Below are 26866 nucleotides of genomic sequence, written 5' to 3' on the forward strand. Positions count from 1 at the left end.
GCTGTACCGCAATCACACACTTGGGTGATTTGCCGGGCCGCTTCAGTGGCCGCTATGACGCGCCGGCAGCTGGGCCGGGTTGTGAATCGCATCGTGCTGGATCTGGGCCTGCATCCAGTTGATGAACACCTGGGCCTCGGGTGCGGCGTCGCAGGCCAAGGCGTAGTAATAGTGGGTCAGGGGCTGGCGTAATTGTGGCAGCGGGCAGACCAGCCGGCCGCTGGCCAGGTCCTTGGCCAGCAGCGAGGCGGGGCACAGGCTCAAGCCGAGGCCGTCGACGCAGGCCTGGAGCACGAAGTGCATATGGTCAAAATGCAGGGTTGGCGGGTTGCGCAGCGGCTTGAGCCGGCAGTGCTCGAGCCATTTCGACCAATCGCTGAGCCGGGTGCGGCTGACCAGCAGGGTATGGCGTGCCAGGTCCTTGGGGCTGTGCAAGGGGGTGTCGTGCAAGAGCGCGGGGGCGGCCACCACCAGGATTTCGTCGTCCAGCAGGCGTTGCGGTTGCAGCGCTGCCGCCCACCCCGAGCGCCCACGGCGGATTACCAGGTCGAAGGTTTCCCGGGCCGGGTCGGGGGGCAGGGTGCTGGTCACCACTTCCGGATGGATCTGCGGGTACTGCGCCATGAACTGCGGCAGGCGCGGAATCAGCCAACGCACGGCGAAGGACGGTCGCACATTGATGGTCACCTTGCGCAGCGCCGCACCCTGGCGCAGGGCGGTGGCGGCCTGGGCGATCTGGGTCAGGGCCACGCTGACCTGCTCATAGAAAGCCTGTCCGGCCGGGGTGAGGACCGACTGGCGGATGCGACGCTCGAACAGCAGCACGCCCAGGTGTTCCTCCAGCAATTTGATATGCCGGCTGATGGCGCTGTGGCTCACGTGCAACTCATCCGCCGCGCGGCTGAAGCTTTCGTGGCGGGCGGCCGCGGCAAAGGCGCGGACCGCGTTCAGAGGGGGCAGGTCGCTGATCATGTGTCTAATTTAGTTACCTATACGGCGCAAATAAAGCGTTTGTCAGCGCGGGCCACGGGCGGCACGCTGCATCGGGTTCACGATCTGCCGGTTTGCCTGACATGCCCGATACTTCGCTTCGCCGTACCGATCAAGACTCTGCCCGTTGCGCCAGCATCCTCGGCCTGTGCTTACCTGGTGATGTCCTGCTGTACCTGTTGCTGCCCATGCAGCACGAAGCCTTCGGCGTGACCCTGGCCGAGGCCGGCTTGCTGCTGGCCGCCAACCGCCTGGTGCGGATCTTCGGCTACGGCCAGGTGATGCGCTTCTATGCCCGGCACGGCGACCGCCCGGTGTGCGTGCTGGCCGCTGCGACCGCCGCGTTGTGCGCCCTGGGCTACGCCACGCTATCGGGCTTCTGGTGGTTGTTGCTGCTGCGCCTGGGTTGGGGCCTGAGTTACGCCGCCCTCAACCTCTCGACCCAGGTCATGGCCACTGCCGAGCCCACGGGCGCCGCCCGCCGCACCGGCCGCTCCCGCGCGCTGATCGCCACCGGGCCGATGCTGGCCTTGCCCATCGGTGCACTGGTCAGCGTCGAATACGGCCCGCGGGTGATCTTCGGGCTCATGGCCCTGACCTCGCTGCTCGCCATGCTGCTGGCCTTCGGCCTGCCTGGCAGGCCTCATCCACTGGCCCATTCCGGCCGGCGCTTGCAGCGTCCCGACAGCGTGGCGCTGTGGTCCTTCATCGAAGGTCTGGTGCTGGACGGGCTGTTCATCATTGGCCTGTCGTTGCAGGCCGAACAACTAATGGCCGGCAACGCGTTGCTGGTAGCGGGTGCGCTGTTGGCCCTGCGCTATGTCTCGGAAATGCTCCTCAGCCCCCTGGGCGGCATCGCCGCGCAACGCTTTGGCGCGACGCGGATGCTGATCGTCTTTTCGCTGCTGACCTGCGTGGCCCTGGTGGGGTTCGGTTGCCACTGGCTGATCGTCGGCGGCGCCCTGGTATTGATACTGCGGGCCCTGCAACTGCCGCTAGTCGTGACAGTGGTGGCCCAGCGGCACCCGGGCGCGGGACGAGTGCGAGCCCTGGCGGCCAATGCGGTATGGCGGGATATCGGCGCCGGGCTCGGCCCGCTGATCGCCGGCATGTTACTGCCGGTGGCCTCCACGGCGTGGGTGTATTCGCTGGCGGCAGTGTGCCTGGCACTGAGTGCGTTGGCGTGCCGGAAGCCCGATGCAAACAGCGGAATCTAAACTCCAAGCTCCAAGCTCCAAGCTCCAAGCTCCAAGCTCCAAGCTCCAAGCTTTAATCTTGAAGCTTGCCGCTGTCTTTACGCCTGTCGGTCGTCGCCGCGTTCGACGCTTTGGGGCTGGCCCTGTTCGATGACCCAGCGCAGCAGGTCGGTGACCGAGACCCGATGCTTGCGCTCCACCCATTCCATGCCTTGGGGGCTGTAGTGCTCGCTGTAGCGGGTCAGCACCAGGTGGTTCTGATCGTCCGACAGGCGCAGGCTGACCTCGCGGCAATGCAGGCTGGCGTCGTCGAGCTTGGTCACCCGTTGCAGCAGCGTCAGGGCCGAATGGGTGAGGCAGGGTTCGGGCAGTTCTTCGCGAATGGCTGGGGCGGGCGCCGAGGTGTTCTTGATCAGGTGCATGGTCGGCTGTTCTCCAGTAGTGGGAGGCCGATGCTGACAGCCGAACCTTGCGCAAAGATGTCTGCTTTATTGCAGCGTTGCAGGTTTGTTACCGGGTTGAAATATATGACGTGACGCGGCGAATGGTTTTAGATAACGCTCCTTTCCAGTTGAAGTGATCCCCGCCGGTGAGCCGTCTCTTGATCGTGGACGACGACGTCGAAGTCCTCGCCCTGCTGAAGAAATTCTTTGTCCAACAGGGCTACCAAGTCAGCGTGGCCACCGATGGCGTTGGGTTGTGGGCGGCCCTGGAACGGGAGGTGCCGGACCTGATCATCCTCGACCTGATGCTCCCCGGCGATAACGGCCTGACCCTGTGCCAGCGCCTGCGGCTGCAGCATGCCACGCCGGTGATCATGCTCACCGCCATGGGCGAGTTGAGCGACCGGGTGGTGGGCCTGGAGATGGGCGCCGACGATTACCTGGGCAAACCCTTCGATGCTCGCGAGCTGCTGGCGCGGGTGCGCGCGGTGTTGCGCCGCTCCGGCGAGAGCCGGCCGCTGGCCAGCGAAGTTCCACGGCCGTTGATCCGCTTCGCCGATTGGCAACTGGACCTGACCCGGCGCGAACTGCGTTCGCCGGACCAGGTGATGATCCCGCTGTCGGCGGGGGAGTTCGACTTGCTGCTGGTGTTCGTCGAGCACCCGCAGCGCATCCTCACCCGCGAGCAATTGCTCGACCTGGCCCGGGGCCAGGCCCATGACGCCTTCGACCGCAGCATCGATGTCCAGGTCAGCCGCTTGCGGCGCAAGCTGGAGTTCGATACCAAGCGCCCGGCGATGATCCGCACGGTACGCAATGGCGGCTACCTGTTCACCCCCAGCGTGACCCGCCAGTGAAGGCCCTCAAGTCGCTGTGGCGCTATCGGTTGCGCGATACGGTGGCGCGCTGGATCGCCCTGACCATCATCATGGCCATGCTCACGGCCCTGGCCTTCAATACGCTGTTCGTGCAGTTGGCCGGGGTCTGGGCCTATCCGTCCCTGGAAGAGTCGGGAATTTTGGAGAACTCGGCGTCCATCGTGCTGATGATCGAGGCCTCGGAGCCGGGCCAGCGTGCACGGCTGGCGGCAGCGGTCAGCCATGAGTATTCCAGCGTGGTCTGGCAGCCGACTCGCGAGGCTTTCAATCTGCCGGTCGTCGAGGACTCTGAGTACGTGGGAGAGGGCATCCGCCAGGCGCTGGAGCCGCCTACGCGGCGCATGGAGGCCTACATGCCCAGCGACTGGCCGGGGCCCAATGGCCGCTACGCGCTATTGGTGCAGTTGACCGACCAATCCTGGCTGATGTTTTCCTCGGCATCCCGCAGCTGGGGGCTGGATGTGAGTACCCGCAACCTGATCGTTATCGCCCTGGTGCTGGTGTCCACCGGCCTGGTGGCATTGATCGCCACCCGCCGCCTGGCCAGGCCGTTGCAGCAGTTTGCCCTGGGTGCACGACGCTTTGCCCTGGACTTTCACGCGCCACCCATCGAGCCGGTGGGCCCCCACGAGATCCGCCAGGCGATCCTGGCGTTCAACGCCATGCAGGCGCAATTGCAGCACTTCATCAAGGACCGTACGCAGATGCTCGCGGCCATTTCCCATGACCTGCGCACGCCCTTGACCCGCATGCGCCTGCGCGGCGAGTTCATCGAGGATGCCGACCAGCAGCAACGGCTGTTCCGCGATGTGGACGAGATGCAGGCCATGATCAACTCGGCCCTGGAGTTCTTTCGCGACGATGCACGCCTGGAACAGGCGACCCAGTTCGACCTGGCGGAACTGCTGCAAACCCTGGTGGACGATTATCGCGACCAGGGCCTGGAAATCACCTTCAGCGGCCCGCCGCGCCTGGTGTATGGCGGCAGGCCCCTGGGGCTCAAGCGGGTGATGACCAACCTGCTGGACAACGCCCTCAAGTACGGCGTCGAACCGGCCATCGTGCTCGAGCAGGGTGCTGAGCAGGTGCGGGTGCGGGTGCTGGATCGTGGCCCGGGCATTGCACCCGAGGCGTTGGAGCAGGTGTTCGAGCCGTTCTTCCGCCTGGAGACGTCACGCAACAAGAGCACCGGCGGCGTTGGCCTGGGCCTGTCGGCGGCCCGGGCCATCGTGCGTGAGCATGGCGGCAGCTTGCGCCTGTTCAACCGCGAGGGCGGCGGGCTCGAGGCCCGGGTGGAACTGCCGCTCTAACCCTTGTACCTGGGTGCTTCTTGTCGCCGCTGCCGAGGCTGCGTACGGGCGCGTAGCGGCCGTCCTGGTTGAAGGCCCTGCGGACCTTGTCGCAGCCTCGCGTCGCTCGATAGCGGCTACAGGTGTCGCGGGTCAGGACCAGTCGAAGCAGAACAGCACCAGGCCTTCAACCGGTTCGTAGAACATCACGATCAGGTCGGCGCCGCGGATGCCGTAGTTGTAGGCCGGTACCCCCAGGACGTGCTGGAAGCGGCGGCCTGCCGGGCTCAGGGGCCAGACGTCGATGTCGCCGCTGTCATCCTCGGCCTCGACCACGTCCATGGGGAATTCCACGGTTTCCACCCAGTTGCCATAACCCTCGGCCACGCCACCGACTTCCTCGATGAAGTTGAGCTTTTGCCCGTTGTCCCGGGGCCAGGTCAGGTGGCCGAGTTCCTGGTAGCGCTGGCGTGCGGCCTGGTAGGCGGCGCGTTGTTCGGTGTAGTGCTGTTCCAGGTCGGCGCGGGCGTTGTGCTCGGGGTCGGCCAGGTGGGCGTTGTCCGGGTGCAGGAAGAAGTAGCGCGGATCACCGCACAGGCGATAGCGACCGTCCTCGATCTTGAAACCGATCCAGTTGGTTTTCAGCAAGTCGCTGCCAAAGCCCTGGCCCTCGGTGAACATGCCGACCAGGCCGCCGCTGGGTTCGATGGGGTTGAGCAGGTGCAGGCGAGCGGACCATTCGGGGTTGATCAGGCTGGCATCGAAGGACAGCAGCGGCAGCAGGTGTTCGGCCAACTCTTGCTGGTCGGCGACGAACAGGTCACGGGCTTCGGGGTAGGCCACGGCGCCAGCCGGCAGCTGGTTGAATTCCGGGGTTGGGATAGTGGGCATGGAACATCCTTGGTATCGGGCGATTAACGTGCGCAAGCCACTGCGCGATTCAGGAAGAACACATGGCAAGCGCTCGAGCAGGGCTGACGCTTGCCGGGTGAGCGGGTGCGATGCGGGTTCCGGGCGCTGGTGGCCGGAAGCAGTCGGGTGGTCGCGAGTAGCCTGCCGCACACAAGGTTTGCGGGGCGGGCGAAACAACGGGCGCCAGGGAGCGCGGGTATCGGAGGGCGTTGCTGGGCATCCATGTCCAAGTCCGGTCTGTGCAATATGCGGTCATTGCCGGGCCGGCAATTTAACACCTGACGAGGGCCTGGGCCAGGCGCGCGGCGACACAGGCCCTAAGGCCCGAGTGCCGCGGGCGAGGGTGGCCTTAGAACGACAGTGCGGGGCCTGTGGTGTCGATGTCCGCTACCAACTGGCCGGGGCGCTCATCTTCTTCCAGCCCTCGCGAGGCACGACCCACCAGCAGCGGATCGGGAGCATGGGCGACCTTGGGGTCCTTGCCCGGGTAGTCCAGCTCGTGCAGGAAGTGGCGGATGCAGTTGATCCGGGCGCGTTTCTTGTCGTCGGACTTGATCACCGTCCACGGTGCGTCGGCGGTGTCGGTGTGGAAGAACATCGCCTGCTTGGCGCCGGTGTATTCGTCCCATTTGTCCAGGGACTTGATATCGATGGGCGAGAGTTTCCAGTGCTTGAGCGGGTCGTCACGGCGCGAGATGAAGCGCCGCAGTTGCTCTTCGCGATTGACCGAGAACCAGAACTTGAACAGCAGGATGCCGCTGTTGCACAGCATGCGCTCCAGTTCTGGAGTCTGGCGCATGAACTCCAGATATTGCAGGGGCGAGCAGAATTCCATGACTCGCTCGACGCCGGCGCGGTTGTACCAGGAGCGGTCGAAGAAGACCATTTCCCCCGCCGTCGGCAGGTGCTGGATATAGCGCTGGAAGTACCACTGGCCCTTTTCCTGCTCGGAGGGTTTTTCCAGGGCAACGATCCGCGCGCCGCGGGGGTTCAGGTGTTCCATGAAGCGCTTGATGGTGCCGCCCTTGCCCGCGGCATCGCGGCCTTCGAACAGCACCACGATGCGTTGCCCGGTTTCCTTGACCCAGCTTTGCACCTTGAGCAATTCGATCTGCAACTCGTGCTTGGCCTTCTCGTATTCGGCGCGGCGCATGCGGTTGCGATAGGGATAGTTGCCCGGGAGCTTGGCCGAGACGCTGTCTTCGTTGGAGCCGCGAGGTGCGCTGGCGATCTGCAGGGCCATGGGGTTCTGCTCGAGATCAACCTTGATGGCCTTCACTGCCGCAGCCTTGGCGGGCGTGCTGCGCGGGCGGCGGGTGCGGGGTGCGGCGCTCTTGCGGGCTGGAGTCTTGGCGGGGCTGGTTGCGCTGGTCTTGGGCAGCACTTCGGGGAGGGGAAGCGCGTGGGAATCTTCACTCATGGACGGGGCCTGCGGATCTTGTTCAAAGGGGGTACCGACCAGTGTAGGGAGCGCAAAGCGCTGCTCGTTGACCTCCATCAAGGTTGTGTTCGGGAGATGGCGCTAGGCGTTGGAAGGGGATACAGCGAGGGAGTGCCTTGCCCGGGGAGGGCAAGGCAGTGTGCCGCGTCAGACCTTGGCGGGGTTCTTTTTCTCCGGATCGATGCCGTACAGGGCGATAGCCTCGGCGACCTTCTCCCGTGGCAGGCTGCCTTCGTCGGCCAAAGCCTTGAGGGCGGCCACGGCGATGAAGTGACGGTCGACCTCGAAGAACCGGCGCAGGGACTCACGGGTATCCGACTGACCGAAACCGTCGGTGCCCAGGGCGACGAAACGGCGCTGGGGAACGAAGGGACGGATCTGGTCGGCGAAGATCTTCATGTAGTCGGTAGCGACCACCACCGGGCCTTCCTTGTCTTGCAGGCAGCTTTCCACGTAGCTCACGCGAGGCTCCTGCTGGGGATGCAGCAGGCTCCAGCGCTCGGCTTCCTGGCCGTCGCGACGCAGCTCGGTCAGGCTGGTGACGCTCCAGACCTCGCTGCTGACGCCGAAGTCGGCCTCCAGCAGTTTGGCGGCGGCGTTGACTTCTTGCAGGATCGAGCCGCAACCCATCAGCTGCACGTGCTTGCCCTTGTGCTGCTTGGTCGGGGCCGAGAAGCGGTACATGCCCCTGAGGATGCCTTGCTCGACGCCTTCGGGCATGTCCGGGTGGGCGTAGTTCTCGTTGAGCAGGGTGATGTAGTAGTAGATGTCCTCGTTCTCGACATACATGCGGCGCATGCCGTCCTGGATGATCACCGCCAGCTCGTAGGCATAGGTCGGGTCGTAGGAGACGCAGCACGGGATGGTGGACGACACCACATGGCTGTGGCCGTCATCGTGCTGCAAGCCTTCGCCCATCAGGGTGGTGCGCCCGGAGGTGGCGCCGAGCAGGAAGCCGCGGGCCCGGGCATCGCCGGCGGCCCAGGCCAGGTCGCCGACTCGCTGGAAGCCGAACATCGAGTAGAATATGTAGAACGGGACGGTCATCACCCCGTGGTTGCTGTAGGAGGTACTGGCGGCGATCCACGACGAGATGGCCCCGGATTCGTTGAGCCCCTCCTGCATGATCTGGCCGTCCTTGCTCTCCTTGTAGTAGCTGAGCTGGCCGGCGTCTTGCGGGGTGTACAACTGGCCCACGTGGGAGTGGATGCCGATCTGGCGGAACAGGCTTTCCATGCCGAAGGTACGAGACTCGTCGGGCACGATCGGCACGATGAGCTTGCCGATGTTCGGGTCCTTGAGCAGCGTGCCGAGGATGCGCACGAAGGCCATGGTGGTGGAGATCGCCCGTTCGCCGGTGCCCTTGAGTTGCGTCTCCAGGGCCGACAGCGGCGGGATCTGCAGGGACTGGACAGCGCTGAAGCGCGCCGGGATATGGCCACCGAGCTTACCGCGCGCGGCCTTCAGGTAGTTGGCCTCGACGCTGTCCGGCGCCGGCTTGAGGTATGGCATGTCGCCCAGCTGCTCATCGCTGAGCTCCAGGCCGAAACGGTCGCGGAAGGCCTTGACCGCCTGGTCCCCCATCTTCTTGAGCTGGTGGTTGATGTTCTGGCCTTCGCCGGCCTCACCCATGCCGAAGCCCTTGACGGTCTTGGCCAGGATCACGGTCGGGCCGCCGGTGTGGCGCATGGCCGCGGCGTAGGCGTTGTAGACCTTTTCCGGATCGTGGCCGCCACGGGAGAGTTTCCAGATCTGCTCGTCGGTCATGTCGCTGACCAGTTCCAGCAGTTCGGGGTACTTGCCGAAGAAATGCTCGCGCACGTAGGCGCCGTTTTGCGACTTGTAGTTCTGGTAGTCGCCGTCCACGCATTCCATCATGCGTCGGCGCAGCAGGCCGCTCTTGTCCTTGTCCAGCAGGGCATCCCAGCCGCTGCCCCAGATCACCTTGATCACGTTCCAGCCTGCGGCGCGATACAGGCTTTCGAATTCCTGGACCACCTTGCTGTTGCCGCGTACCGGGCCGTCGAGGCGCTGCAGGTTGCAGTTGACCACGAAGATGATGTTGTCGAGTTTCTCCCGGCCGGCCAGGGAGATCGCCGCCAGGGATTCGGGCTGGTCCATCTCGCCATCGCCGAGGAAGGCCCAGACCTTGCGGCCCTGGTGTTCCTTGAGGCCACGGTTCTCCAGGTAGCGCATGAAGCGCGCCTGGTAGGCGGCGGTGATCGGGCCCAGGCCCATGGACACGGTGGGGAACTGCCAGAAGTCGGGCATCAGCCGGGGGTGGGGGTAGGACGAGATGCCATCGCGGTCGGTTTCGCGACGGAAGTTGTCCAGTTGCTCTTCGTTCAGGCGGCCCTCGAGGAAGGCGCGACCATAGATGCCTGGGGAGGAGTGGCCCTGGATGTAGACCATGTCGCCGGCGAACTGCTCGGTGCGACCACGGAAGAAGTGGTCGAAGCCTACGTCGTAGAGCACTGCCGCCGAGGCGTAGGAGGCGATGTGCCCGCCGACGTTGGAATGCTTGCCGGCACGCAGCACCATGGCCAGGGCGTTCCAGCGGATGTAGGCGTTGATCCGCTTCTCGACGGCGAGGTCGCCAGGGTAGGGCTGCTGGCGGCTGACCGCGATGGTGTTGACGTAGGGCGTGGTCACGCGTCCGTAGAAGTCGCCATGTTGGGCAACGTCGAAATCCAGCAGTTGGTCGATCAGGTAATGCGCCCGGGGGCGGCCTTCGACATGCAGAACCGATTCAATGGATTCGAGCCATTCACGAGTCTCTTGTGGGTCCTCGTCGAGAAACACGGATTGTTGTGCCATCGTCGTCTCCTGGGCAGTGGGGCGGGGAGCACCGGGTTGTCCAGTGCCATAGCGAAGGGCGTCGGCGAGGCCGACCCTGTTCGGAATTTAATTCATTGCAATTGCAATCAGATTCAGGAATTTATCCTTCTCGGCGTTACAATTGCAACTAAATCGATTTTTGAAAAAGGTGATGCATGTCTTCCAGCGATCCGGATACCTGGTTCAGATTCGTCCGGGCCCACCGTTGCCTGATCCGTGAAGTCGAGCGGCGCCTGGCGGCTGCCGGGCTTCCGTCCTATGCCTGGTACGACGCACTTTGGGGGCTGGAAAGCGGTTCTGGCGGTACTCGGCGAATGAACGAACTGGCCGATGTCATGGCCATCGAGCGCTACAACCTGACGCGCCTGGTGGATCGCCTGGAGGCCGAGGGCCTGGTCGAGCGCAGTCGTGCCAGCGAAGACGGTCGTGGGGCCTGTGCCTCGATCACCGAGGCAGGCAGGGAATTACGCAAGAAAATGTGGCGTATCTACGAAGCGGCGGTCGACGAGCTGTTCCTGGCGCAGTTCGATGATCAGCAGCAGCGCATTTTCAGCGACGCCCTGGAACGTGCGGCCAGCGCCGCGCGGACGAGTGGGCGGCAGGCCTAGGCTCATTGCAGCAGGTAGCGTTGCATGGCTTGCTTGACGTACTTGGCTGGCACCTTTCCCTCCTGGGCCAGGGCGCGCAGGGCCAGGGCAGCGATCCAGTATTTATCCAGGCAATGGTTGGCGTTTGGCCCTGGCGACAGGGAGTCGATGGAGTCGGCACCCAGTGCCACGAAGCGGGTGTTCACGTGGGCGCCGATCTGTTCGGCCACATGCTGGAAGTAGCCGGTTACAGCGATCACGGGAGAGTCATCGCCTGCCAGGCAATCGCGTAGATGAGAGGAGCGCCTGGGATGCTGTGGGTGCATGCGGTTCCAGCGTTGCGCGCTGTCAGCGTCCCGGGCCAGGCGGGTATAGCTGGGGCAACTCCACAGCTGGCAGCTTACGCCCCAGTCCTCATGCAATAGCCGTGCGCCAGCCACCACGGTACGCAGGCTCAAGCCCGCGCCCAGCAGGCGAACCCGTGGCCCTTGGGGCGCGCCTTGCAGTTCGCCGAGCTGATACATGCCTTGCATGGCATGGTTGGCACGGTGCTCGTCCATGGGTTCGACGAAGTCATTGGGCTCATCGTGCAGCGCCATGTAGTAGAAGCCATCGCGACCCTCTACATAAAGACTCTTCAGGGCCGCGAGGGCTATCGCCTGGGCCTCGGCGCCATTGGCCGGGTCGAAGGGCAGGCAATGCGGGTTGCTCGACAACCAGAGAGGTACCCAGGGATGGGCGCCCTTGGGCCAGGGTGAGGGCAGGGTCTCGATGTCGTTGCAGAGGATGCCGCGCTGGCAGGATTCGCTCGACAGGGCGCAGAGTTGGGCCGAGGTCGAGGAGCTGGTCAGGTACAGCAGAGGTTTCTCGCTGGCCAGGGTCCGGGGGCTCAAGCGCAAGGGCCAGGCGCTGATACGAGTGTGAGCCTGGGCGGTATCGGGACGCTGGTTGGAGCGCACGACCCAGATGTTCTTCGCCGTGCCCGGGTCCCGTTCCAGGCGATTGGCGATATCGATCATGGTGTAGAGGGGGGAAGACATCCCTGCGTTGACCTGGTCGCTGAGCGCCTGGATCTTGTCGATGCAGGCCTGGGCTGCCAGGCCGGTATCCTGCGAAGTCCTGAAACTGGAAAAACCCATCATCACTTCAAAGCTCTCCGTGCGTGCCTTCGGTGTTGCACCATACTGCACGTCTCAATATCATTGCAAATGCAATCATGTGCGATGCGGTGGCATCCGAAGCAGTCAATGGAGGACTCATGAACACGGCAAACTCCCTCACTTTCTATACAGCCGATACGCCCAATGGACAGAAGATCAGCATCTTCCTGAAGGAGGCGGGCATCGACTGTGAGCGAGTGAAATTCAACTTGGCCGAAGGGCGCCAGCATTTGCCGGAGTTCTTGCAGATCAACCCCAACGGCAAGATCCCGGCCATCGTCGATCACGAGGCGGGGGTATCGGTATTCGAATCGGCGGCGATCCTTGGTTATCTATCGCAAAAGTACGGCTGCCTGCAGGCCCGTTCTCCCGAAGAGCAACTGACGATCCAGCAGTGGCTGTTTTTCCAGGTCGGGTCCATCGGACCTATGCTTGGCCAACTCTGGTGGTTCCTCCATGGCAGCAAGACTTACAACCAGGAGGCCATCGCGCGCTATCGCAAGGAGTCATTGCGGATCTATGGCGTGGTCGATGGGCAGTTGGCCAGGAGTGTCTACCTGGCGTCGGACCATTACTCCATTGCTGACATCGCCGCCTTTCCCTGGTTGCGAACCCATGAGGAGTTGAACCTGGATATCAGCGACTTCCGTCATGTCCTGCGCTGGTTGGAGAGCATCGAAGCGCGGCCCGCGGTAAAGGCCGGCTTGGCAGATTCCCGAGAGGCCTCGGTAGCTTGAGGAGTCGCTGAAATCGCTAGGGACTGTGCCGCTCGATGGCCTGGGGCACTTTTCTGCAGGCGAAAAAAAAGACCTTGATATTCAAGGTCTTTTTCGATTTTGGTGCCCCGAGGGAGACTCGAACTCCCACTTCTTGCGAAAACGGATTTTGAATCCGCCGCGTCTACCAATTCCGCCATCAGGGCTCAATGGCGGCGAAGTATAGAGAGACGATTACCGTTGGTCAATCGGCTTTCGTGGTCAATTTTTGCTTATTCCGCTAAACTTTCCGGCCCTGCTAGACGAACCCCATCATGCGCGTTGCTGACTTTACTTTCGAGCTTCCCGATTCGCTGATCGCCCGCCACCCATTGGCTGAGCGTCGCGGTAGCCGCCTGTTGACCCTGGATGGGCCAACTGGCGCCCTGGCCCACCGTCAATTCACTGATTTGCTTGAGCATTTGCGCCCGGGCGATCTGATGGTGTTCAACAATACCCGGGTGATTCCGGCTCGCCTGTTCGGCCAGAAGGCCTCGGGCGGCAAACTGGAGATCCTGGTCGAGCGGGTGCTGGACAGCCACCGCGTACTGGCCCATGTGCGCTCCAGCAAGTCGCCCAAGCCGGGGTCGAAGATCCTGATCGAGGGCGGTGGCGAGGCCCAGATGCTGGCCCGCCACGATGCGTTGTTCGAGTTGGGGTTCGCCGAGGAAGTGCTGCCACTGCTGGATCGGGTCGGGCATATGCCCTTGCCTCCTTATATAGATCGTCCGGACGAGGGCGCCGATCGCGAGCGCTACCAGACGGTTTATGCCCAGCGCCTGGGGGCGGTGGCCGCGCCGACGGCAGGGCTGCATTTCGACCAGCCGTTGCTCGAGGCGATTGCCGCCAAGGGCGTGGAGACGGCGTTCGTGACCCTGCACGTGGGGGCCGGAACCTTCCAGCCAGTACGGGTGGAGCGTATCGAGGATCACCATATGCATCACGAATGGCTGGAAGTCGGCCAGGACGTGGTGGATGCGGTGGCCGCGTGCCGGGCCCGTGGTGGTCGTGTAGTGGCGGTGGGCACCACCAGTGTGCGCTCCCTGGAGAGCGCCGCCCGCGATGGCGTGCTCAAGCCCTTCAGTGGCGACACCGATATCTTCATCTACCCGGGCCGGCCGTTCCATGTGGTCGATGCCCTGGTGACCAATTTCCATCTGCCGGAATCCACGTTGTTGATGCTGGTTTCGGCATTCGCCGGTTATCCCGAGACCATGGCCGCCTATCGTGCGGCGGTCGAGCATGGATACCGCTTCTTCAGCTACGGTGATGCGATGTTCATCACCCGTAATCCTGCGCCAACCGCTCCCAAGGACCTGGCCCCCGAGGAAACTGTATGAGTCGCACCTGTCGTATGTCCTTCGAGCTCCTGGCCACTGATGGCAAGGCTCGTCGCGGTCGCCTGACCTTCCCCCGCGGTACGGTGGAAACCCCGGCGTTCATGCCGGTGGGTACCTATGGCACGGTCAAGGGCATGCTGCCGCGGGATATCGAGGCCATCGGCGCCGAGATTATCCTGGGCAATACCTTCCACCTGTGGCTGCGTCCGGGCACCGAAGTGATCAAGGCCCACGGTGACCTGCATGATTTCATGCAGTGGAAGGGGCCGATTCTCACGGACTCCGGTGGCTTCCAGGTGTTCAGCCTGGGCGCCATGCGCAAGATCAAGGAGGAGGGCGTGACCTTCGCCTCGCCGGTGGATGGCGCCAAGGTGTTCATGGGGCCGGAAGAGTCGATGCAGGTGCAGCGCGACCTGGGCTCGGACATCGTGATGATCTTCGACGAATGCACGCCGTACCCGGCCGATGAAGATGTGGCGCGGATTTCCATGGAGTTGTCCCTGCGTTGGGCCCAGCGTTCCAAGAACGCCCATGGCGATAACACGGCTGCCTTGTTCGGCATCGTCCAGGGCGGCATGCACCAGGACCTGCGCATGCGCTCCCTGGAAGGCCTGGACAAGATCGGCTTCGACGGCCTGGCCATCGGCGGCTTGTCAGTAGGCGAGCCCAAGCATGAAATGATCAAGGTCCTGGACTACCTGCCAGGCCAGATGCCTGCCGACAAACCTCGTTACCTTATGGGAGTTGGCAAGCCGGAGGATCTGGTTGAGGGTGTGCGCCGCGGTGTGGACATGTTCGATTGCGTGATGCCAACCCGTAATGCCCGCAATGGGCATCTGTTCATCGATACAGGCGTGCTGAAGATCCGTAACGCGTTCCATCGCCATGATGATTCGCCGCTGGATCCAACTTGTGATTGCTATACCTGCCAGAACTTCTCCCGTGCTTATCTGCACCACTTGGACAAGTGCGGGGAAATGCTCGGAAGTATGCTCAATACCATCCATAATTTGCGCCATTACCAGCGTCTTATGGCTGGTTTGCGCGAGGCTATTCAACAAGGTACATTGGCCGCCTTTGTCGATTCCTTCTATGCCAAGCGCGGTTTACCCGTGCCGCCTTTGGATTGAGTTCCAAAAGCGTCAGATACTAATTTTGCAACTATCGGAGTGCTAAATGAGCTTTTTGATCCCTGCCGCTTATGCGGATGCCGCTGCTCCTGCTGCTGCCGGTCCTGCGGGCACTGGTTTCGAGTGGATTTTCCTGGTGGGCTTCCTGGTCATCTTCTATCTGATGATCTGGCGTCCACAGGCCAAGCGCGCCAAGGAGCAGAAGAACCTGCTGGGCAGCCTGCAGAAAGGCGACGAAGTTGTGACCACTGGCGGTATCGCCGGCAAGATCAACAAAGTGACCGACGACTTCGTGGTTCTGGAAGTATCGGACTCGGTTGAACTGAAGTTCCAGAAAGGCGCAATCGCTGCCACTCTGCCAAAAGGCACGCTGAAAGCGATCTAAGTTTCATCTTTTACCAATCGACGGGGCGCGCAAGGCGCCCCGCGTCATAAACGGGCGGCGTGATGCTGAACAAATATCCTCTGTGGAAGTACCTACTGATCCTGGCGGTGCTGGCGATCGGTTTTATTTATTCCGCTCCCAATCTATACCCTGATGATCCGGCCATTCAGGTCAGCGGTGCGAGCACTGCGTTGCAGGTCACTCAGGCGGACCTGGATCGTGCGAGCAAGGCGCTCACCGACGCCGGCATCAACGTCAAGGCTTCCTCCATTGCCGCCAATGGCAAGGGTGGCCTGCTGCGCTTGATCAACAAGGAAGACCAACTTCCGGCCAAGGATGTAGTGCGCAAGGCGCTGGGCGATGACTATGTGGTGGCGTTGAACCTGGCGCAAACTACTCCGCAATGGCTGCGTAACCTTGGTGCGCATCCGATGAAACTGGGCCTGGACCTGTCCGGTGGCGTGCACTTCCTGCTGGAAGTGGACATGGATAAAGCCCTCGATGCGCGCCTGAAAGTCTATGAAGGCGACGTCAAGAGCCTGCTGCGCAAAGAGCGTCTGCGCTATCGCAGCCTGCCGCAGCTCAATGGTGCGATCCAACTGGGCTTCAGCGACGAAGACAGCCGTGAACAGGCTCGTGCGCTGATCCGCAAGAATTTCAATGATTTCGACATCGTGCCGGCCGACCTCAATGGCCAACCGGTGCTGCGTCTGGCGATGACCCCGGCCAAGCTGGCGGAAATCCGTGAATACTCCATCAAGCAGAACTTGACCACGGTACGTAACCGGGTCAACGAGCTGGGCGTGGCCGAGCCTCTGGTCCAGCGCCAGGGCGCCAACCGGATCGTGGTTGAGCTGCCGGGCGTGCAGGACACGGCCGAAGCCAAGCGGATCCTGGGCAAGACCGCCAACCTGGAATTCCGCCTGGCCGCCGAGCCGGGGGCTTCCAAGGCCACTTCCGAGTCCTTCGAGTTCCGCGAGGGCAATCGTCCTCCTGCGCTGATCGAGCGTGGCCTGATCATCACCGGTGACCAGGTGACCGATGCCCAGGCCAGCTATGACGAGCACGGCCGTCCACAGGTGAACATCAAACTCGATGGTCACGGTGGCGAGCTGATGAACCGTTCGACTCGCAATAACGTCGGTCGCGGCATGGCGGTGATCTTCATCGAGCAGAAGCCGGTCACCACCTACACCAAGCAAGTGGTGGACGGTGTCGAGAAAGACGTGCCGGTGCAGGGTTTCAAGGAAGAGAAGAAAATCATCAGCCTGGCAACCATCCAGTCGCCACTGGGCAGCCAGTTCCGCATCACCGGCTTGAACGGCCAGGGTGAGTCCTCGGAGTTGGCGCTGTTGCTGCGCGCCGGTGGTCTGGCGGCACCGATGTACTTCGCTGAAGAGCGCACAATCGGTCCTAGCCTGGGTGCCGACAACATCACCAAGGGTATCGATGCGTCGTTGTGGGGCATGCTGTTCGTGTCGCTGTTCATCATCGCCATCTACCGCTTCTTCGGTCTGATTGCCACCGTGGCGCTGGCGTTGAACATGGTGCTGCTGCTGGCCCTGATGTCCCTGCTGGGGGCAACGCTGACCCTGCCGGGTATCGCCGGTATCGTGTTGACCATGGGTATGGCGGTGGACGCCAACGTGCTGATCTTCTCGCGGATCCGTGAGGAGATCGCAGCCGGCATGACCGTACAGCGGGCGATCAACGAAGGCTTTGGCCGGGCATTCACGGCGATCCTGGACTCCAACCTGACCACATTGCTGGTGGGTGGCATCCTCTTCGCCATGGGTACCGGTCCGGTCAAGGGCTTTGCGGTGACCATGTCCCTCGGGATCTTTACCTCGATGTTCACGGCCATCTGGCTGACCCGCGCGATGGTCAACCTGATCTTCGGCGGTCGTGACTTCAAGAAGTTGTGGATTTAAGGGGCTGCCATGTTACGTACTATCAACTTCATGGGCGTGCGCAACGTTGCGTTCGGCCTCACTGTGCTCCTGACCGTTCTGGCGTTGTTCAGCTGGTTCCACAAGGGTTTGAACTACGGCCTGGACTTCACTGGCGGTACGCTCATCGAGCTGACCTATGAGCGTCCGGCGGATGTGATGAAGGTTCGTTCGCAGCTGAACGAAGCCGGTTATCACGAAGCCATCGTGCAGAGCTTCGGTGCGACCACCGACCTGCTGGTGCGGATGCCGGGTGAAGACCCGCAACTGGGCCACCAGGTGGCAGCCGCACTGCAGAAAGTCGGCGGCGACAACCCGGCGCAGGTCAAGCGAGTCGAGTTCGTTGGCCCGCAGGTGGGTGAAGAGCTGCGTGACCAGGGTGGCCTCGGCATGCTCATGGCACTGGGCGGCATCCTCATCTACCTGGCCTTCCGCTTTCAGTGGAAGTTCGCGGTCGGTGCGATCGTGTCGCTGATCCACGACGTGGTGGTGACCGTGGGTATCCTGTCGTTCTTCCAGATCACCTTCGACCTGACGGTGCTGGCCGCGGTACTGGCGATCATCGGCTACTCGCTCAACGACACCATCGTGGTGTTCGACCGGGTGCGTGAGAACTTCCGCGTACTGCGCAAGGCCAGCCTGATCGAGAACATCAATATCTCGACCACCCAGACCCTGCTGCGGACCATGGCGACCTCGATCTCCACCTTGCTGGCGATCATTGCGTTGCTGTTCTTCGGTGGCGATAACCTGCACGGTTTCTCCATCGCCCTGTTCGTCGGTGTCCTGGCGGGTACCTACTCGTCGATCTACATCGCCAACGTGGTGCTGATCTGGCTGAAGCTGAGCAGCGAAGACCTGATTCCTCCGGCCAACACCGAGAAGGAAGTGGACGATCGTCCATGATCGACTGAGCCTGTTCCGGCGGTCAGCAAAAAAGGCGCGAGTGTTGAACTCGCGCCTTTTTTTTTGCTCCAAGGCTGGGAGAAGCGCGGGTTATGACCCGTATGTATGGTCAGGAGGTTCACGTGAACAAGTCGTTGCTGGTTGGTGCGGTATTGGGTGCTGTCGGTGTCACCGCCGGGGGTGCTGTGGCTACCTACAGCCTGGTTAAAAGCGGCCCTGAGTATGCGCAAGTGCTGGCTGTGCAGCCGGTCAAGCAACAGATCAAGACTCCTCGTGAAGTGTGCAAGGATGTCGCGGTGACTCGTCAGCGCCCGGTCAAGGATGAGCATCAGATCCTCGGGACCGTGGCCGGTGCTGTGGGTGGCGGGTTGTTGGGCAGCATGATCGGCAATGGCAATGGCCGCAAGCTGGCTACGGTGGCCGGTGCCGTGGGTGGCGGTTATGCAGGTAACAAGGTGCAGGAGGGCATGCAGGAGCGTGATACCTACACCACGACGCAGACTCGTTGCAATACGGTCAATGACATCAGCGAGAAGGTCGTGGGTTATGACGTGAAGTACGACCTGGGTGGCAAGCAGGGTCAGGTCCGGATGGATCGTGATCCGGGCAATCAGATCCCGGTGGACAAGGATGGGCGCCTGATCCTGGGGCAAAACCAGAATCAGCCCGGCCAATAGTCTGCTCGTCGGCGACGGCGGCCAAAGTTCCCTTTTCGCTGGCAGTTCGACTCCTGTAGGAGCGGATTTTCAGGCGTAAAAAAAGCACCCGATGGGTGCTTTTTTTTGTATTGCTGTTTAGCGCTTCATCGAGGCCGGCAGGTGCGGCTGGATGGCGGTCAGTACCGCCTTGAAGCACTTGGTGTTGCCTGCGACCACGTGACCTTTTTCCAGGAAGTCGTGACCACCGGTGAAGTCGCTCACCAGGCCGCCGGCTTCCTGGATCAGCAGGGCGCCTGCTGCCATGTCCCACTCGGACAGGCCCGACTCCCAGAAGGCATCGAAACGACCGGCAGCAACATAGGCCAGGTCCAGGCTGGCGGCGCCGGCGCGGCGGATGCCGGCGGTCTGGCCGACCAGGGAGCGGAACATGCCCAGGTAGTTGTCCAGATTGTCCATTTGATCATCGCGGAACGGGAAGCCGGTACCCAGCAGGGCGCCGTCGAGGCTGGTGCGGCCGCTGACTCGCAGGCGACGGCCGTTCAACTGTGCGCCACGACCGCGGCTGGCGGTGAATTCTTCCTGGCGAACTGGGTCCAGGACCACGGCGTGCTCCAGGCGACCACGGTATTTGCAGGCGATGCTCACGGCGAAGTGGGGGATGCCACGCAGGAAGTTGGTGGTGCCGTCCAGTGGGTCGATGATCCACAGGTATTCTTCGCCTTCGATCCCGGTGCCGGCATGCAGGCCGGTCTCTTCGCCCATGATCGAGTGATTTGGGTAGGCCTTGCGCAGCGCGTCGATGATCTTCTGCTCGGCGGCGCGATCCACCTCGGACACGTAGTCCTTGGCGTCTTTTTCATCGACCTTGATGGTATCCAGGCGCTCGATGGAGCGGAAAATCAGTTCACTGGCGCTGCGGGCGGCGCGCAGCGCGATATTCAGCATTGGCTGCATGGATAGGTCACCTAAGGTTGTTAAAGAAAGCCGAGCATTGTAGCAGAAAACTTTTGCAGATGAAGTTCGTCGTTCGCTTTGATCGTATTGCTCCGCCGTATGGTATCTGAGAAAAGGGGCGGCCTGGTTCGAGTCCAGAAGTAGCGAGCTGGTTATTTTTAAGGCGGGAGTACGGGCTGTTCTGTAAGATTTATTCCCCTTTTCCCTGTCCGAGAGCACTTCCCTTGCTGCAGAACATTCGTGTCGTCCTGGTCAATACCAGTCATCCCGGCAACATCGGTGGGGCTGCGCGCGCCATGAAGAACATGGGGTTGTCGCGCCTGGTGCTGGTGGACCCTCGGGTGTTTCCATCTCACGAGGCGGACGCGCGAGCCTCCGGTGCCACGGATATCCTGCAGGGGGCCCAGGTGGTCGCCACACTTGAAGAGGCTTTGGTCGGTTGCACCCTGGTGTTCGGCACCAGTGCTCGCGAGCGGAGCATTCCGTGGCCGCTGCTCGATCCTCGCGAGTCCGGGGTCAAGGTGGTGGAGGAGGCGGGCAAGGGCGCCCAGATTGCCCTGGTGTTCGGTCGTGAGGATTCCGGCCTGACCAACGACGAGTTGCAGCGATGTCATTTCCATGTGCATATCCCGTCGGACCCGGCGTTCAGCTCGCTGAACCTGGCGACGGCGGTGCAGGTGCTGACCTATGAGGTGCGCATGTCCTGGCTGGCGATACAGGGTCAGTCGGGCGGGGTGGGTAAGGATGAGACGGTCGCTCCCAGTGATGAGCTGGCGACCATGGATGAGCTTGAGCGATTCTACGAGCACCTGCAGCAAGCGCTGGTGGAAATCGATTTCCTCGATCCGCAGAAGCCCCGGCACCTGATGGCGCGCTTGCGCCGGCTGTTTGGTCGCAGCTCGGTCACCCGGGCGGAAATGAATATATTGCGCGGCATCCTCACGGAGACCCAGAAAGCGGCGCGTGGGGAGCTGCAGAAACGGAAGGATCAGTGATGTTCGAGCGTCTGCGTGAAGATATTCAGAGCGTATTCCATCGAGACCCGGCGGCGCGCAATGCCTTCGAGGTGCTGACCTGCTATCCGGGCATGCACGCGATCTGGATCCATCGTTTGTCCGGCGCCTTGTGGGGCATGGGGTGGAAGTGGCTGGCACGCCTGGTGTCGAACTTCGGGCGTTGGCTGACTGGGATCGAGATTCATCCGGGGGCCAAGGTCGGGCGTCGTTTCTTCATCGATCACGGCATGGGGATCGTCATTGGTGAAACCGCCGAGATTGGTGATGACGTCACTCTCTATCAGGGAGTGACCCTGGGCGGCACCAGCTGGAACAAGGGCAAGCGTCATCCGACATTGGAGGATGGCGTCGTGGTCGGGGCGGGCGCCAAGGTGCTTGGGCCTTTCACTGTCGGTGCCGGGGCCAAGGTCGGCTCCAATGCGGTGGTGACCAAGGCGGTGCCCGCGGGTGCGACGGTGGTCGGCATACCGGGGCGGATCATCATGAAGTCCAGTGATGAGCAGCACGCCAAGCGCAAGGCCATGGCGGAAAAGCTCGGGTTCGATGCTTATGGCGTCAGCGAAGACATGCCGGATCCGGTGGCGCGCGCCATTGGCCAATTGCTCGATCACCTGCAGGCCGTCGATGTGCGCTTGGAGGGTATGTGCGGAGCACTGAAGGATCTGGGGAGTGAGTACTGTGCCAAGGATCTGCCGGCGCTGCGGGAAGAAGACTTCGCCGAGGTCAAGGAAAAGGGCGGTAGTCAGGTCGGTTGATTGCCTCGGGCATGGCTTCCTGTGCCGGTCGGATCACTGCTGAAGGGCTGATCCGACCGGCGAATGACCCGTAGGTCAGCTGCTGCCATCCTGCTGTGCCATTACGTCGCAGACTTTGCTATGATTCGCGCGCTCTTTTACGGGTAAATCCGACTAAAGTAGTTGGTCTTATAGTTGACTCGATTACTCGGGTATTGCATACTCGCCTCCATTCCGAAACTCCGTGGTACTTGTCCATGCGACTGACTACTAAAGGCCGATATGCGGTGACCGCCATGCTTGATCTGGCGTTGCACGCGCAACATGGCCCGGTCTCCCTGGCCGATATCTCTGAGCGCCAAGGCATCTCCCTGTCCTATCTCGAACAGCTTTTCGCCAAGCTGCGCCGCAGTAACCTGGTTTCCAGTGTTCGTGGTCCTGGTGGCGGTTATCAGCTATCGCGTGACATGCAGGGAATCCAGGTGGCTCAGGTGATCGATGCGGTGAACGAATCGGTCGATGCAACCAAATGCCAAGGATTGGGCGATTGTCATGCCGGTGACACCTGTCTTACTCACCACCTGTGGTGCGATCTAAGCCTGCAGATTCACGAATTTCTGAGCGGTATCAGCTTGGCTGACCTTGTCACCCGCCGTGAGGTGCAAGAAGTAGCCCAGCGTCAGGACCAGCGCCGTTGTAATGGCAAGGCGCCGCGCCTGGACAAGATTGAAGCGTCCGCCGTCGAATGACAGCCAAAGAGCTAGCGGCACGCCAGCCAGCCTGATTTAGGAGAGAGTCCATGAAATTGCCGATTTACCTTGATTACTCAGCAACCACTCCGGTCGATCCGCGTGTTGCGCAAAAAATGAGTGAGTGCCTGCTGGTCGACGGGAACTTCGGTAACCCGGCGTCCCGCTCCCACGTGTTCGGCTGGAAGGCCGAGGAGTCGGTGGAGAACGCCCGTCGCCAAGTGGCTGACCTGGTCAACGCCGACCCGCGTGAAATCGTCTGGACTTCCGGTGCCACCGAGTCCGACAACCTGGCCATCAAGGGCGTCGCGCATTTCTATCACACCAAGGGCAAGCACCTGATCACCTCGAAGATCGAGCACAAGGCTGTCCTGGACACCATGCGCCAACTCGAGCGCGAAGGCTTCGAAGTGACCTACATCGAGCCGGGTGAAGACGGCCTGATCACTCCGGCCATGGTGGAAGCTGCTCTGCGTGACGACACCATCCTGGTTTCGATCATGCACGTGAACAACGAAATCGGCACCGTCAACGACATCGCCGCCATTGGCGAGCTGACCCGCTCCAAGGGCATCCTGTTCCATGTCGATGGTGCCCAGTCCACCGGCAAGGTCGAAATCGACCTGCAAGCGCTGAAAGTCGACCTGATGTCGTTCTCTGCCCACAAGACCTACGGCCCCAAAGGCATCGGCGCACTGTACGTGAGTCGCAAGCCTCGTGTGCGCCTGGAGGCCACCATGCACGGCGGCGGTCACGAGCGCGGCATGCGTTCCGGGACCCTGGCTACCCACCAGATCGTCGGCATGGGCGAGGCCTTCCGCGTTGCCAAGGAAGACATGGCAACCGAGAACGCCCGCATCAAGGCCCTGAGCGATCGTTTCTACAAGCAGGTCGAGCACCTGGAAGAGCTGTACGTCAACGGCAGCATGACTGCTCGTGTGCCGCACAACTTGAACCTGAGCTTCAACTACGTCGAAGGCGAGTCGTTGATCATGGCGCTCAAGGACCTGGCGGTGTCTTCCGGTTCGGCCTGTACTTCGGCCTCCCTGGAGCCTTCGTACGTGCTGCGTGCCCTGGGCCGTAACGACGAACTGGCGCACAGCTCGATCCGCTTCACCTTCGGCCGTTTCACCACCGAAGAGGAAATCGACTACGCGGCCCAGAAGGTCTGCGAGGCCGTTACCAAGCTGCGCGCCCTGTCGCCGCTGTGGGACATGTACAAAGACGGTGTCGATATCTCGAAGATCGAGTGGGCGGCACACTGAATTTAAGTCGCCGCACGGGGTTCTGCAGGACGTATCGACTAAGCGGTTTGCAGGGCCCAAGAGCGACTCTCTGATGAGTGAGGATTAAGAATCATGGCTTACAGCGAAAAGGTCATCGACCACTACGAGAACCCGCGTAACGTCGGCAAGATGAACGCGGAAGATCCGGATGTCGGCACCGGCATGGTCGGTGCTCCTGCCTGTGGCGACGTGATGCGCCTGCAGATCAAGGTCAACGAGCAGGGCATCATCGAAGACGCCAAGTTCAAGACCTACGGCTGTGGCTCGGCCATTGCCTCCAGCTCCCTGGCCACCGAGTGGATGAAGGGCAAGACCCTGGATGAAGCCGAGACCATCAAGAACACCCAGCTGGCCGAAGAACTGGCCTTGCCGCCAGTGAAGATCCACTGCTCGGTGCTCGCCGAAGACGCTATCAAGGCGGCTGTCCGCGACTACAAGCAGAAGAAAGGCCTGATCTGACCGATCGGCTTTCACAGATTTGGCGACAAGTAAGGAGTCACGATGGCTATCAGCATGACAGAAGCGGCTGCTCAACACGTGCGACGCTCCCTCAATGGGCGCGGCAAGGGTGATGGGATTCGCCTGGGTGTTCGCACCACAGGCTGTTCCGGCCTTGCCTATGTGCTGGAGTTCGTCGATGAGATCGGCGAGGACGATCAGGTGTTCGAAAGTCACGGCGAGAAAGTGATCATCGACCCGAAAAGCCTGACCTATCTGGATGGCACCGAGCTTGACTTCGTCAAGGAAGGGTTGAACGAGGGTTTCAAGTTCAACAATCCCAACGTGCGCGGTGAATGTGGCTGCGGCGAAAGCTTCAACATCTGAGGCGGCTCGTGGGTACTCCTTGTCATTTCGCTTTATTCGAGTTGCAGCCTGGTTTCCGCCTGGATCTCGAACAGTTGGCCGCGCGTTATCGAGAGTTGGCGCGCGGAGTTCATCCTGACCGTTTTGCCGATGCTCCCGAGCGTGAGCAACGGCTGGCGCTGGAGCGCTCGGCGAGCCTCAATGAGGCTTACCAGACCCTCAAGAGCCCTCCCAAGCGTGCTCGCTATCTCCTTGCCCTCAAGGGTGGCGAGCTGCCGTTGGAAGTCACGGTGCACGACCCTGAGTTCCTGTTGCAGCAGATGCAATGGCGCGAGGAGCTCGAGGACCTGCAGGACAGTGCTGACCTGGCAGGGGTGGCGGCCTTCAAGCGGCGCCTGAAGGTCGCCCAGGATGAACTGAACGAAGGCTTCGCAGCCTGTTGGGATGATGCAGCGCAACGCGAACAGGCCGAGCGCCTGATGCGGCGCATGCAGTTCCTCGACAAGCTCACCTACGAAGTGCGCCAGTTAGAAGAGCGCCTCGACGATTAACCTAGTGCCGCTCCGGTCGCACGCCTGATATACAGATAAGTCCAGATAGACATGGCCCTACTGCAGATCGCTGAACCCGGCCAAAGTCCTCAACCGCACCAGCGTCGCCTGGCTGTGGGGATTGACTTGGGTACTACCAATTCGCTGGTCGCTGCCTTGCGCAGCGGTCTTTCCGAGCCGCTGGCCGATGCGCAGGGACAGGTGATCCTGCCGTCTGCCGTGCGTTATCACGCCGACAGCGTTGAGGTGGGCGAGTCCGCCCGCCTGGCTGCCCCCTCCGATCCGCTCAATACCGTGCTCTCGGTCAAGCGCCTGATGGGTCGAGGCCTGTCCGACGTCAAGCAATTGGGTGAGCAGCTCCCCTATCGCTTCGTCGATGGCGAATCGCACATGCCGTTCATCGAAACGGTCCAGGGCCCCAAGAGCCCTGTCGAGGTTTCTGCCGAGGTGCTGAAGGTTCTGCGTCAGCGCGCCGAGGCAACCTTGGGTGGAGAGCTGGTGGGGGCGGTGATCACCGTGCCTGCCTATTTCGACGATGCTCAGCGCCAAGCCACCAAGGATGCAGCCAAGCTGGCGGGCTTGAACGTGCTGCGCCTGCTCAATGAGCCGACTGCCGCAGCCGTAGCCTATGGGCTGGACCAGCATGCCGAAGGCGTGGTGGCGATTTACGACCTGGGTGGTGGCACGTTCGATATTTCCATCCTGCGCCTGACGGGCGGTGTCTTCGAAGTGCTGGCCACCGGCGGTGATACCGCACTGGGTGGCGATGACTTCGATCACGCTATCGCGGGCTGGATCATTCAAGGGGCAGGGTTGTCTGCCGACCTTGATCCGGGGGTCCAGCGTAACCTGCTGCAAACCGCTCGTACTGCCAAGGAAGCCCTGACCGCAGCGGCCTCTGTGGAGGTCCGGTACGGTGACTGGTGTTCTGTGCTGACCCGTGAAGCCTTCGATGGGCTGATCGAGCCCATGGTCGCTCGCAGTCTCAAGGCGTGTCGTCGTGCTGTTCGTGACTCCGGTGTCGAACTCGATGAGGTTCAGGCCGTGGTCATGGTGGGCGGCTCGACTCGCGTGCCGCGGGTGCGCGAGGCCGTTGCCGAGATGTTCGCTCGCCAGCCGTTGACCGAAATCGACCCTGACCAGGTCGTGGCCATTGGGGCGGCCATTCAGGCCGACACCCTGGCTGGCAACAAGCGCGATGGTGGCGAACTGCTGCTTCTGGACGTGATTCCGTTGTCCCTGGGCCTGGAAACCATGGGCGGGCTGATGGAAAAGGTGATTCCGCGCAATACCACCATTCCCGTTGCCCGTGCCCAGGATTTCACGACCTACAAGGATGGCCAGACGGCCATGATGATCCATGTGCTGCAGGGCGAGCGCGAGCTGATCAGCGACTGCCGCTCCCTGGCGCGTTTCGAATTGCGTGGTATCCCACCGATGGTGGCCGGTGCCGCGAAGATCCGTGTGACCTTCCAGGTTGACGCCGATGGCCTGCTCAGTGTGTCTGCCCGTGAGCTGGGCTCGGGCGTGGAGGCCAGCATCCAGGTCAAGCCTTCCTATGGCCTGACCGACGGCGAGATCGCCAGGATGCTCAAGGACTCCTTCCAGTATGCCGGCGACGACAAGGTGGCCCGCGTGCTGCGTGAGCAGCAGGTCGATGCTCAGCGCCTGATCGAGGCGGTGCAGGGTGCCCTGGAGGCTGATGGCGATCGCCTGCTGGATGCCGAGGAGCGCATGGTCATTGAGCTGCAAATGCAGGAACTGAACGAATTGATGCTCGGTACCGATGGTTATGCCATCGAGCAACAGACCAAGCGCCTGTCGCAAGTGACCGACGCCTTTGCGGCCCGCCGCCTGGATTCGACGGTGAAAGCTGCCCTGGCGGGGCGCAACCTGAATGAGATTGAGGAATAA

At 62.1% G+C, this 26866-nt stretch carries 26 protein-coding genes and 1 tRNA gene; 19 read left to right on the forward strand and 8 right to left on the reverse strand.

What is annotated here, in order from left to right:
- Nucleotides 1-42: 42 nt before the first annotated feature.
- Nucleotides 43-972, reverse strand: a complete 930-nt coding sequence (gcvA, locus tag C4K39_RS22955) for a transcriptional regulator GcvA (RefSeq protein ID WP_124347484.1) — start codon at nucleotides 970-972, stop codon at nucleotides 43-45.
- Nucleotides 973-1073: 101 nt separating this feature from the next.
- On the opposite strand from gcvA, the gene C4K39_RS22960 reads away from it, so the two are divergent.
- A complete protein-coding gene (locus tag C4K39_RS22960) occupies nucleotides 1074-2207 on the forward strand; it encodes an MFS transporter (protein WP_124347485.1) in 1134 nt (377 codons plus the stop codon).
- Between the two features lie 77 nt (nucleotides 2208-2284).
- Here C4K39_RS22960 and C4K39_RS22970 read toward each other — a convergent pair whose 3' ends face one another.
- Nucleotides 2285-2608, reverse strand: coding sequence for a hypothetical protein (locus tag C4K39_RS22970; RefSeq protein ID WP_068588864.1), 324 nt, complete (start codon nucleotides 2606-2608; stop codon nucleotides 2285-2287).
- Nucleotides 2609-2775: 167 nt separating this feature from the next.
- Here C4K39_RS22970 and C4K39_RS22975 point away from each other — a divergent pair, with 167 nt between their 5' ends.
- Together C4K39_RS22975 and C4K39_RS22980 are read left to right on the forward strand one after the other, a co-directional pair.
- On the forward strand, nucleotides 2776-3486 hold the full coding sequence (locus C4K39_RS22975) for a response regulator (RefSeq protein WP_068588861.1): 711 nt from the start codon (nucleotides 2776-2778) through the stop codon (nucleotides 3484-3486).
- Nucleotides 3483-4817 (forward strand): ATP-binding protein, encoded by a 1335-nt coding sequence (locus tag C4K39_RS22980; protein WP_124347486.1) that lies wholly within the window; start codon nucleotides 3483-3485, stop codon nucleotides 4815-4817. The genes C4K39_RS22975 and C4K39_RS22980 overlap by 4 nt, the downstream gene beginning before the upstream one ends.
- 132 nt (nucleotides 4818-4949) lie before the next feature.
- On the opposite strand, the gene C4K39_RS22985 is transcribed toward C4K39_RS22980, so the two are convergent.
- From C4K39_RS22985 to aceE, 3 genes are all read right to left on the reverse strand, one after another.
- Entirely contained in the window at nucleotides 4950-5687 is a 738-nt protein-coding gene (locus C4K39_RS22985; RefSeq protein ID WP_124347487.1) for a hypothetical protein, read from the reverse strand.
- Nucleotides 5688-6057: 370 nt separating this feature from the next.
- Entirely contained in the window at nucleotides 6058-6951 is an 894-nt protein-coding gene (ppk2, locus tag C4K39_RS22990) for a polyphosphate kinase 2 (RefSeq protein ID WP_164487362.1), read from the reverse strand.
- A 345-nt stretch (nucleotides 6952-7296) separates the two neighbouring features.
- Nucleotides 7297-9966: a pyruvate dehydrogenase (acetyl-transferring), homodimeric type gene (gene aceE, locus C4K39_RS22995; protein WP_124347489.1), complete on the reverse strand. Its 2670-nt coding sequence runs from the start codon at nucleotides 9964-9966 to the stop codon at nucleotides 7297-7299.
- 176 nt (nucleotides 9967-10142) lie between these two features.
- On the opposite strand from aceE, the gene C4K39_RS23000 reads away from it, so the two are divergent.
- Nucleotides 10143-10595 (forward strand): MarR family winged helix-turn-helix transcriptional regulator, encoded by a 453-nt coding sequence (locus C4K39_RS23000; protein ID WP_068588845.1) that lies wholly within the window; start codon nucleotides 10143-10145, stop codon nucleotides 10593-10595.
- A gap of 2 nt (nucleotides 10596-10597) precedes the next feature.
- Here C4K39_RS23000 and C4K39_RS23005 read toward each other — a convergent pair whose 3' ends face one another.
- Entirely contained in the window at nucleotides 10598-11716 is a 1119-nt protein-coding gene (locus C4K39_RS23005) for a transketolase-like TK C-terminal-containing protein (RefSeq protein ID WP_124347490.1), read from the reverse strand.
- Between the two features lie 116 nt (nucleotides 11717-11832).
- On the opposite strand from C4K39_RS23005, the gene C4K39_RS23010 reads away from it, so the two are divergent.
- The gene (locus C4K39_RS23010; protein WP_124347491.1) at nucleotides 11833-12471 is read left to right on the forward strand and encodes a glutathione S-transferase family protein; all 639 of its coding nucleotides are present in this window, start codon (nucleotides 11833-11835) and stop codon (nucleotides 12469-12471) included.
- 100 nt (nucleotides 12472-12571) lie between these two features.
- Here C4K39_RS23010 and C4K39_RS23015 read toward each other — a convergent pair.
- Nucleotides 12572-12656 (reverse strand) — tRNA-Leu (locus tag C4K39_RS23015).
- Nucleotides 12657-12764: 108 nt separating this feature from the next.
- Between C4K39_RS23015 and queA the strand changes: the two genes are divergently transcribed.
- The 6 genes from queA (at nucleotide 12765) to C4K39_RS23045 (ending at nucleotide 18876) form a co-directional block, all read left to right on the forward strand.
- Nucleotides 12765-13829: a tRNA preQ1(34) S-adenosylmethionine ribosyltransferase-isomerase QueA gene (gene queA / locus C4K39_RS23020; RefSeq protein WP_068584691.1), complete on the forward strand. Its 1065-nt coding sequence runs from the start codon at nucleotides 12765-12767 to the stop codon at nucleotides 13827-13829.
- Nucleotides 13830-13843: 14 nt separating this feature from the next.
- The gene (gene tgt / locus C4K39_RS23025; RefSeq protein ID WP_022640715.1) at nucleotides 13844-14959 is read left to right on the forward strand and encodes a tRNA guanosine(34) transglycosylase Tgt; all 1116 of its coding nucleotides are present in this window, start codon (nucleotides 13844-13846) and stop codon (nucleotides 14957-14959) included.
- A gap of 46 nt (nucleotides 14960-15005) precedes the next feature.
- Complete coding sequence (gene yajC / locus C4K39_RS23030; protein WP_011063224.1) at nucleotides 15006-15344, forward strand: preprotein translocase subunit YajC; 339 nt, start codon at nucleotides 15006-15008, stop codon at nucleotides 15342-15344.
- Between the two features lie 62 nt (nucleotides 15345-15406).
- Complete coding sequence (gene secD / locus C4K39_RS23035) at nucleotides 15407-17275, forward strand: protein translocase subunit SecD (protein WP_068584694.1); 1869 nt, start codon at nucleotides 15407-15409, stop codon at nucleotides 17273-17275.
- Nucleotides 17276-17284: 9 nt separating this feature from the next.
- Complete coding sequence (gene secF / locus C4K39_RS23040) at nucleotides 17285-18199, forward strand: protein translocase subunit SecF (RefSeq protein WP_068584697.1); 915 nt, start codon at nucleotides 17285-17287, stop codon at nucleotides 18197-18199.
- Nucleotides 18200-18321: 122 nt separating this feature from the next.
- Nucleotides 18322-18876 (forward strand): glycine zipper 2TM domain-containing protein, encoded by a 555-nt coding sequence (locus C4K39_RS23045; RefSeq protein WP_068584700.1) that lies wholly within the window; start codon nucleotides 18322-18324, stop codon nucleotides 18874-18876.
- A 117-nt stretch (nucleotides 18877-18993) separates the two neighbouring features.
- On the opposite strand, the gene suhB is transcribed toward C4K39_RS23045, so the two are convergent.
- On the reverse strand, nucleotides 18994-19812 hold the full coding sequence (suhB, locus tag C4K39_RS23050) for a type III secretion system regulator SuhB (RefSeq protein WP_068584709.1): 819 nt from the start codon (nucleotides 19810-19812) through the stop codon (nucleotides 18994-18996).
- A 224-nt stretch (nucleotides 19813-20036) separates the two neighbouring features.
- Between suhB and trmJ the strand changes: the two genes are divergently transcribed.
- The 8 genes from trmJ to hscA all read left to right on the forward strand — a co-directional run bounded on the left by trmJ (nucleotide 20037) and on the right by hscA (nucleotide 26866).
- A complete protein-coding gene (gene trmJ / locus C4K39_RS23055) occupies nucleotides 20037-20807 on the forward strand; it encodes a tRNA (cytosine(32)/uridine(32)-2'-O)-methyltransferase TrmJ (RefSeq protein WP_068584712.1) in 771 nt (256 codons plus the stop codon).
- On the forward strand, nucleotides 20807-21583 hold the full coding sequence (gene cysE, locus C4K39_RS23060) for a serine O-acetyltransferase (RefSeq protein WP_124347492.1): 777 nt from the start codon (nucleotides 20807-20809) through the stop codon (nucleotides 21581-21583). Before trmJ ends, cysE begins: the two co-directional genes overlap by 1 nt.
- A gap of 236 nt (nucleotides 21584-21819) precedes the next feature.
- Nucleotides 21820-22311: a Fe-S cluster assembly transcriptional regulator IscR gene (iscR, locus tag C4K39_RS23065; protein ID WP_011063217.1), complete on the forward strand. Its 492-nt coding sequence runs from the start codon at nucleotides 21820-21822 to the stop codon at nucleotides 22309-22311.
- Between the two features lie 50 nt (nucleotides 22312-22361).
- On the forward strand, nucleotides 22362-23576 hold the full coding sequence (locus C4K39_RS23070; protein WP_068584719.1) for an IscS subfamily cysteine desulfurase: 1215 nt from the start codon (nucleotides 22362-22364) through the stop codon (nucleotides 23574-23576).
- Between the two features lie 93 nt (nucleotides 23577-23669).
- Nucleotides 23670-24056, forward strand: coding sequence for a Fe-S cluster assembly scaffold IscU (gene iscU, locus C4K39_RS23075; RefSeq protein ID WP_007929523.1), 387 nt, complete (start codon nucleotides 23670-23672; stop codon nucleotides 24054-24056).
- Between the two features lie 42 nt (nucleotides 24057-24098).
- Nucleotides 24099-24422, forward strand: a complete 324-nt coding sequence (iscA, locus tag C4K39_RS23080) for an iron-sulfur cluster assembly protein IscA (protein ID WP_007929524.1) — start codon at nucleotides 24099-24101, stop codon at nucleotides 24420-24422.
- A gap of 8 nt (nucleotides 24423-24430) precedes the next feature.
- Nucleotides 24431-24952 (forward strand): co-chaperone HscB, encoded by a 522-nt coding sequence (hscB, locus tag C4K39_RS23085; protein ID WP_068584722.1) that lies wholly within the window; start codon nucleotides 24431-24433, stop codon nucleotides 24950-24952.
- Between the two features lie 51 nt (nucleotides 24953-25003).
- Nucleotides 25004-26866 carry a Fe-S protein assembly chaperone HscA gene (gene hscA / locus C4K39_RS23090; protein WP_124347493.1) on the forward strand — a complete coding sequence of 621 codons (1863 nt, stop codon included), beginning with the start codon at nucleotides 25004-25006 and terminating at the stop codon, nucleotides 26864-26866.

Origin of the sequence: Pseudomonas sessilinigenes, from assembly GCF_003850565.1 — a bacterium.
Taxonomy (GTDB): Bacteria; Pseudomonadota; Gammaproteobacteria; order Pseudomonadales; family Pseudomonadaceae; genus Aquipseudomonas; species Aquipseudomonas sessilinigenes.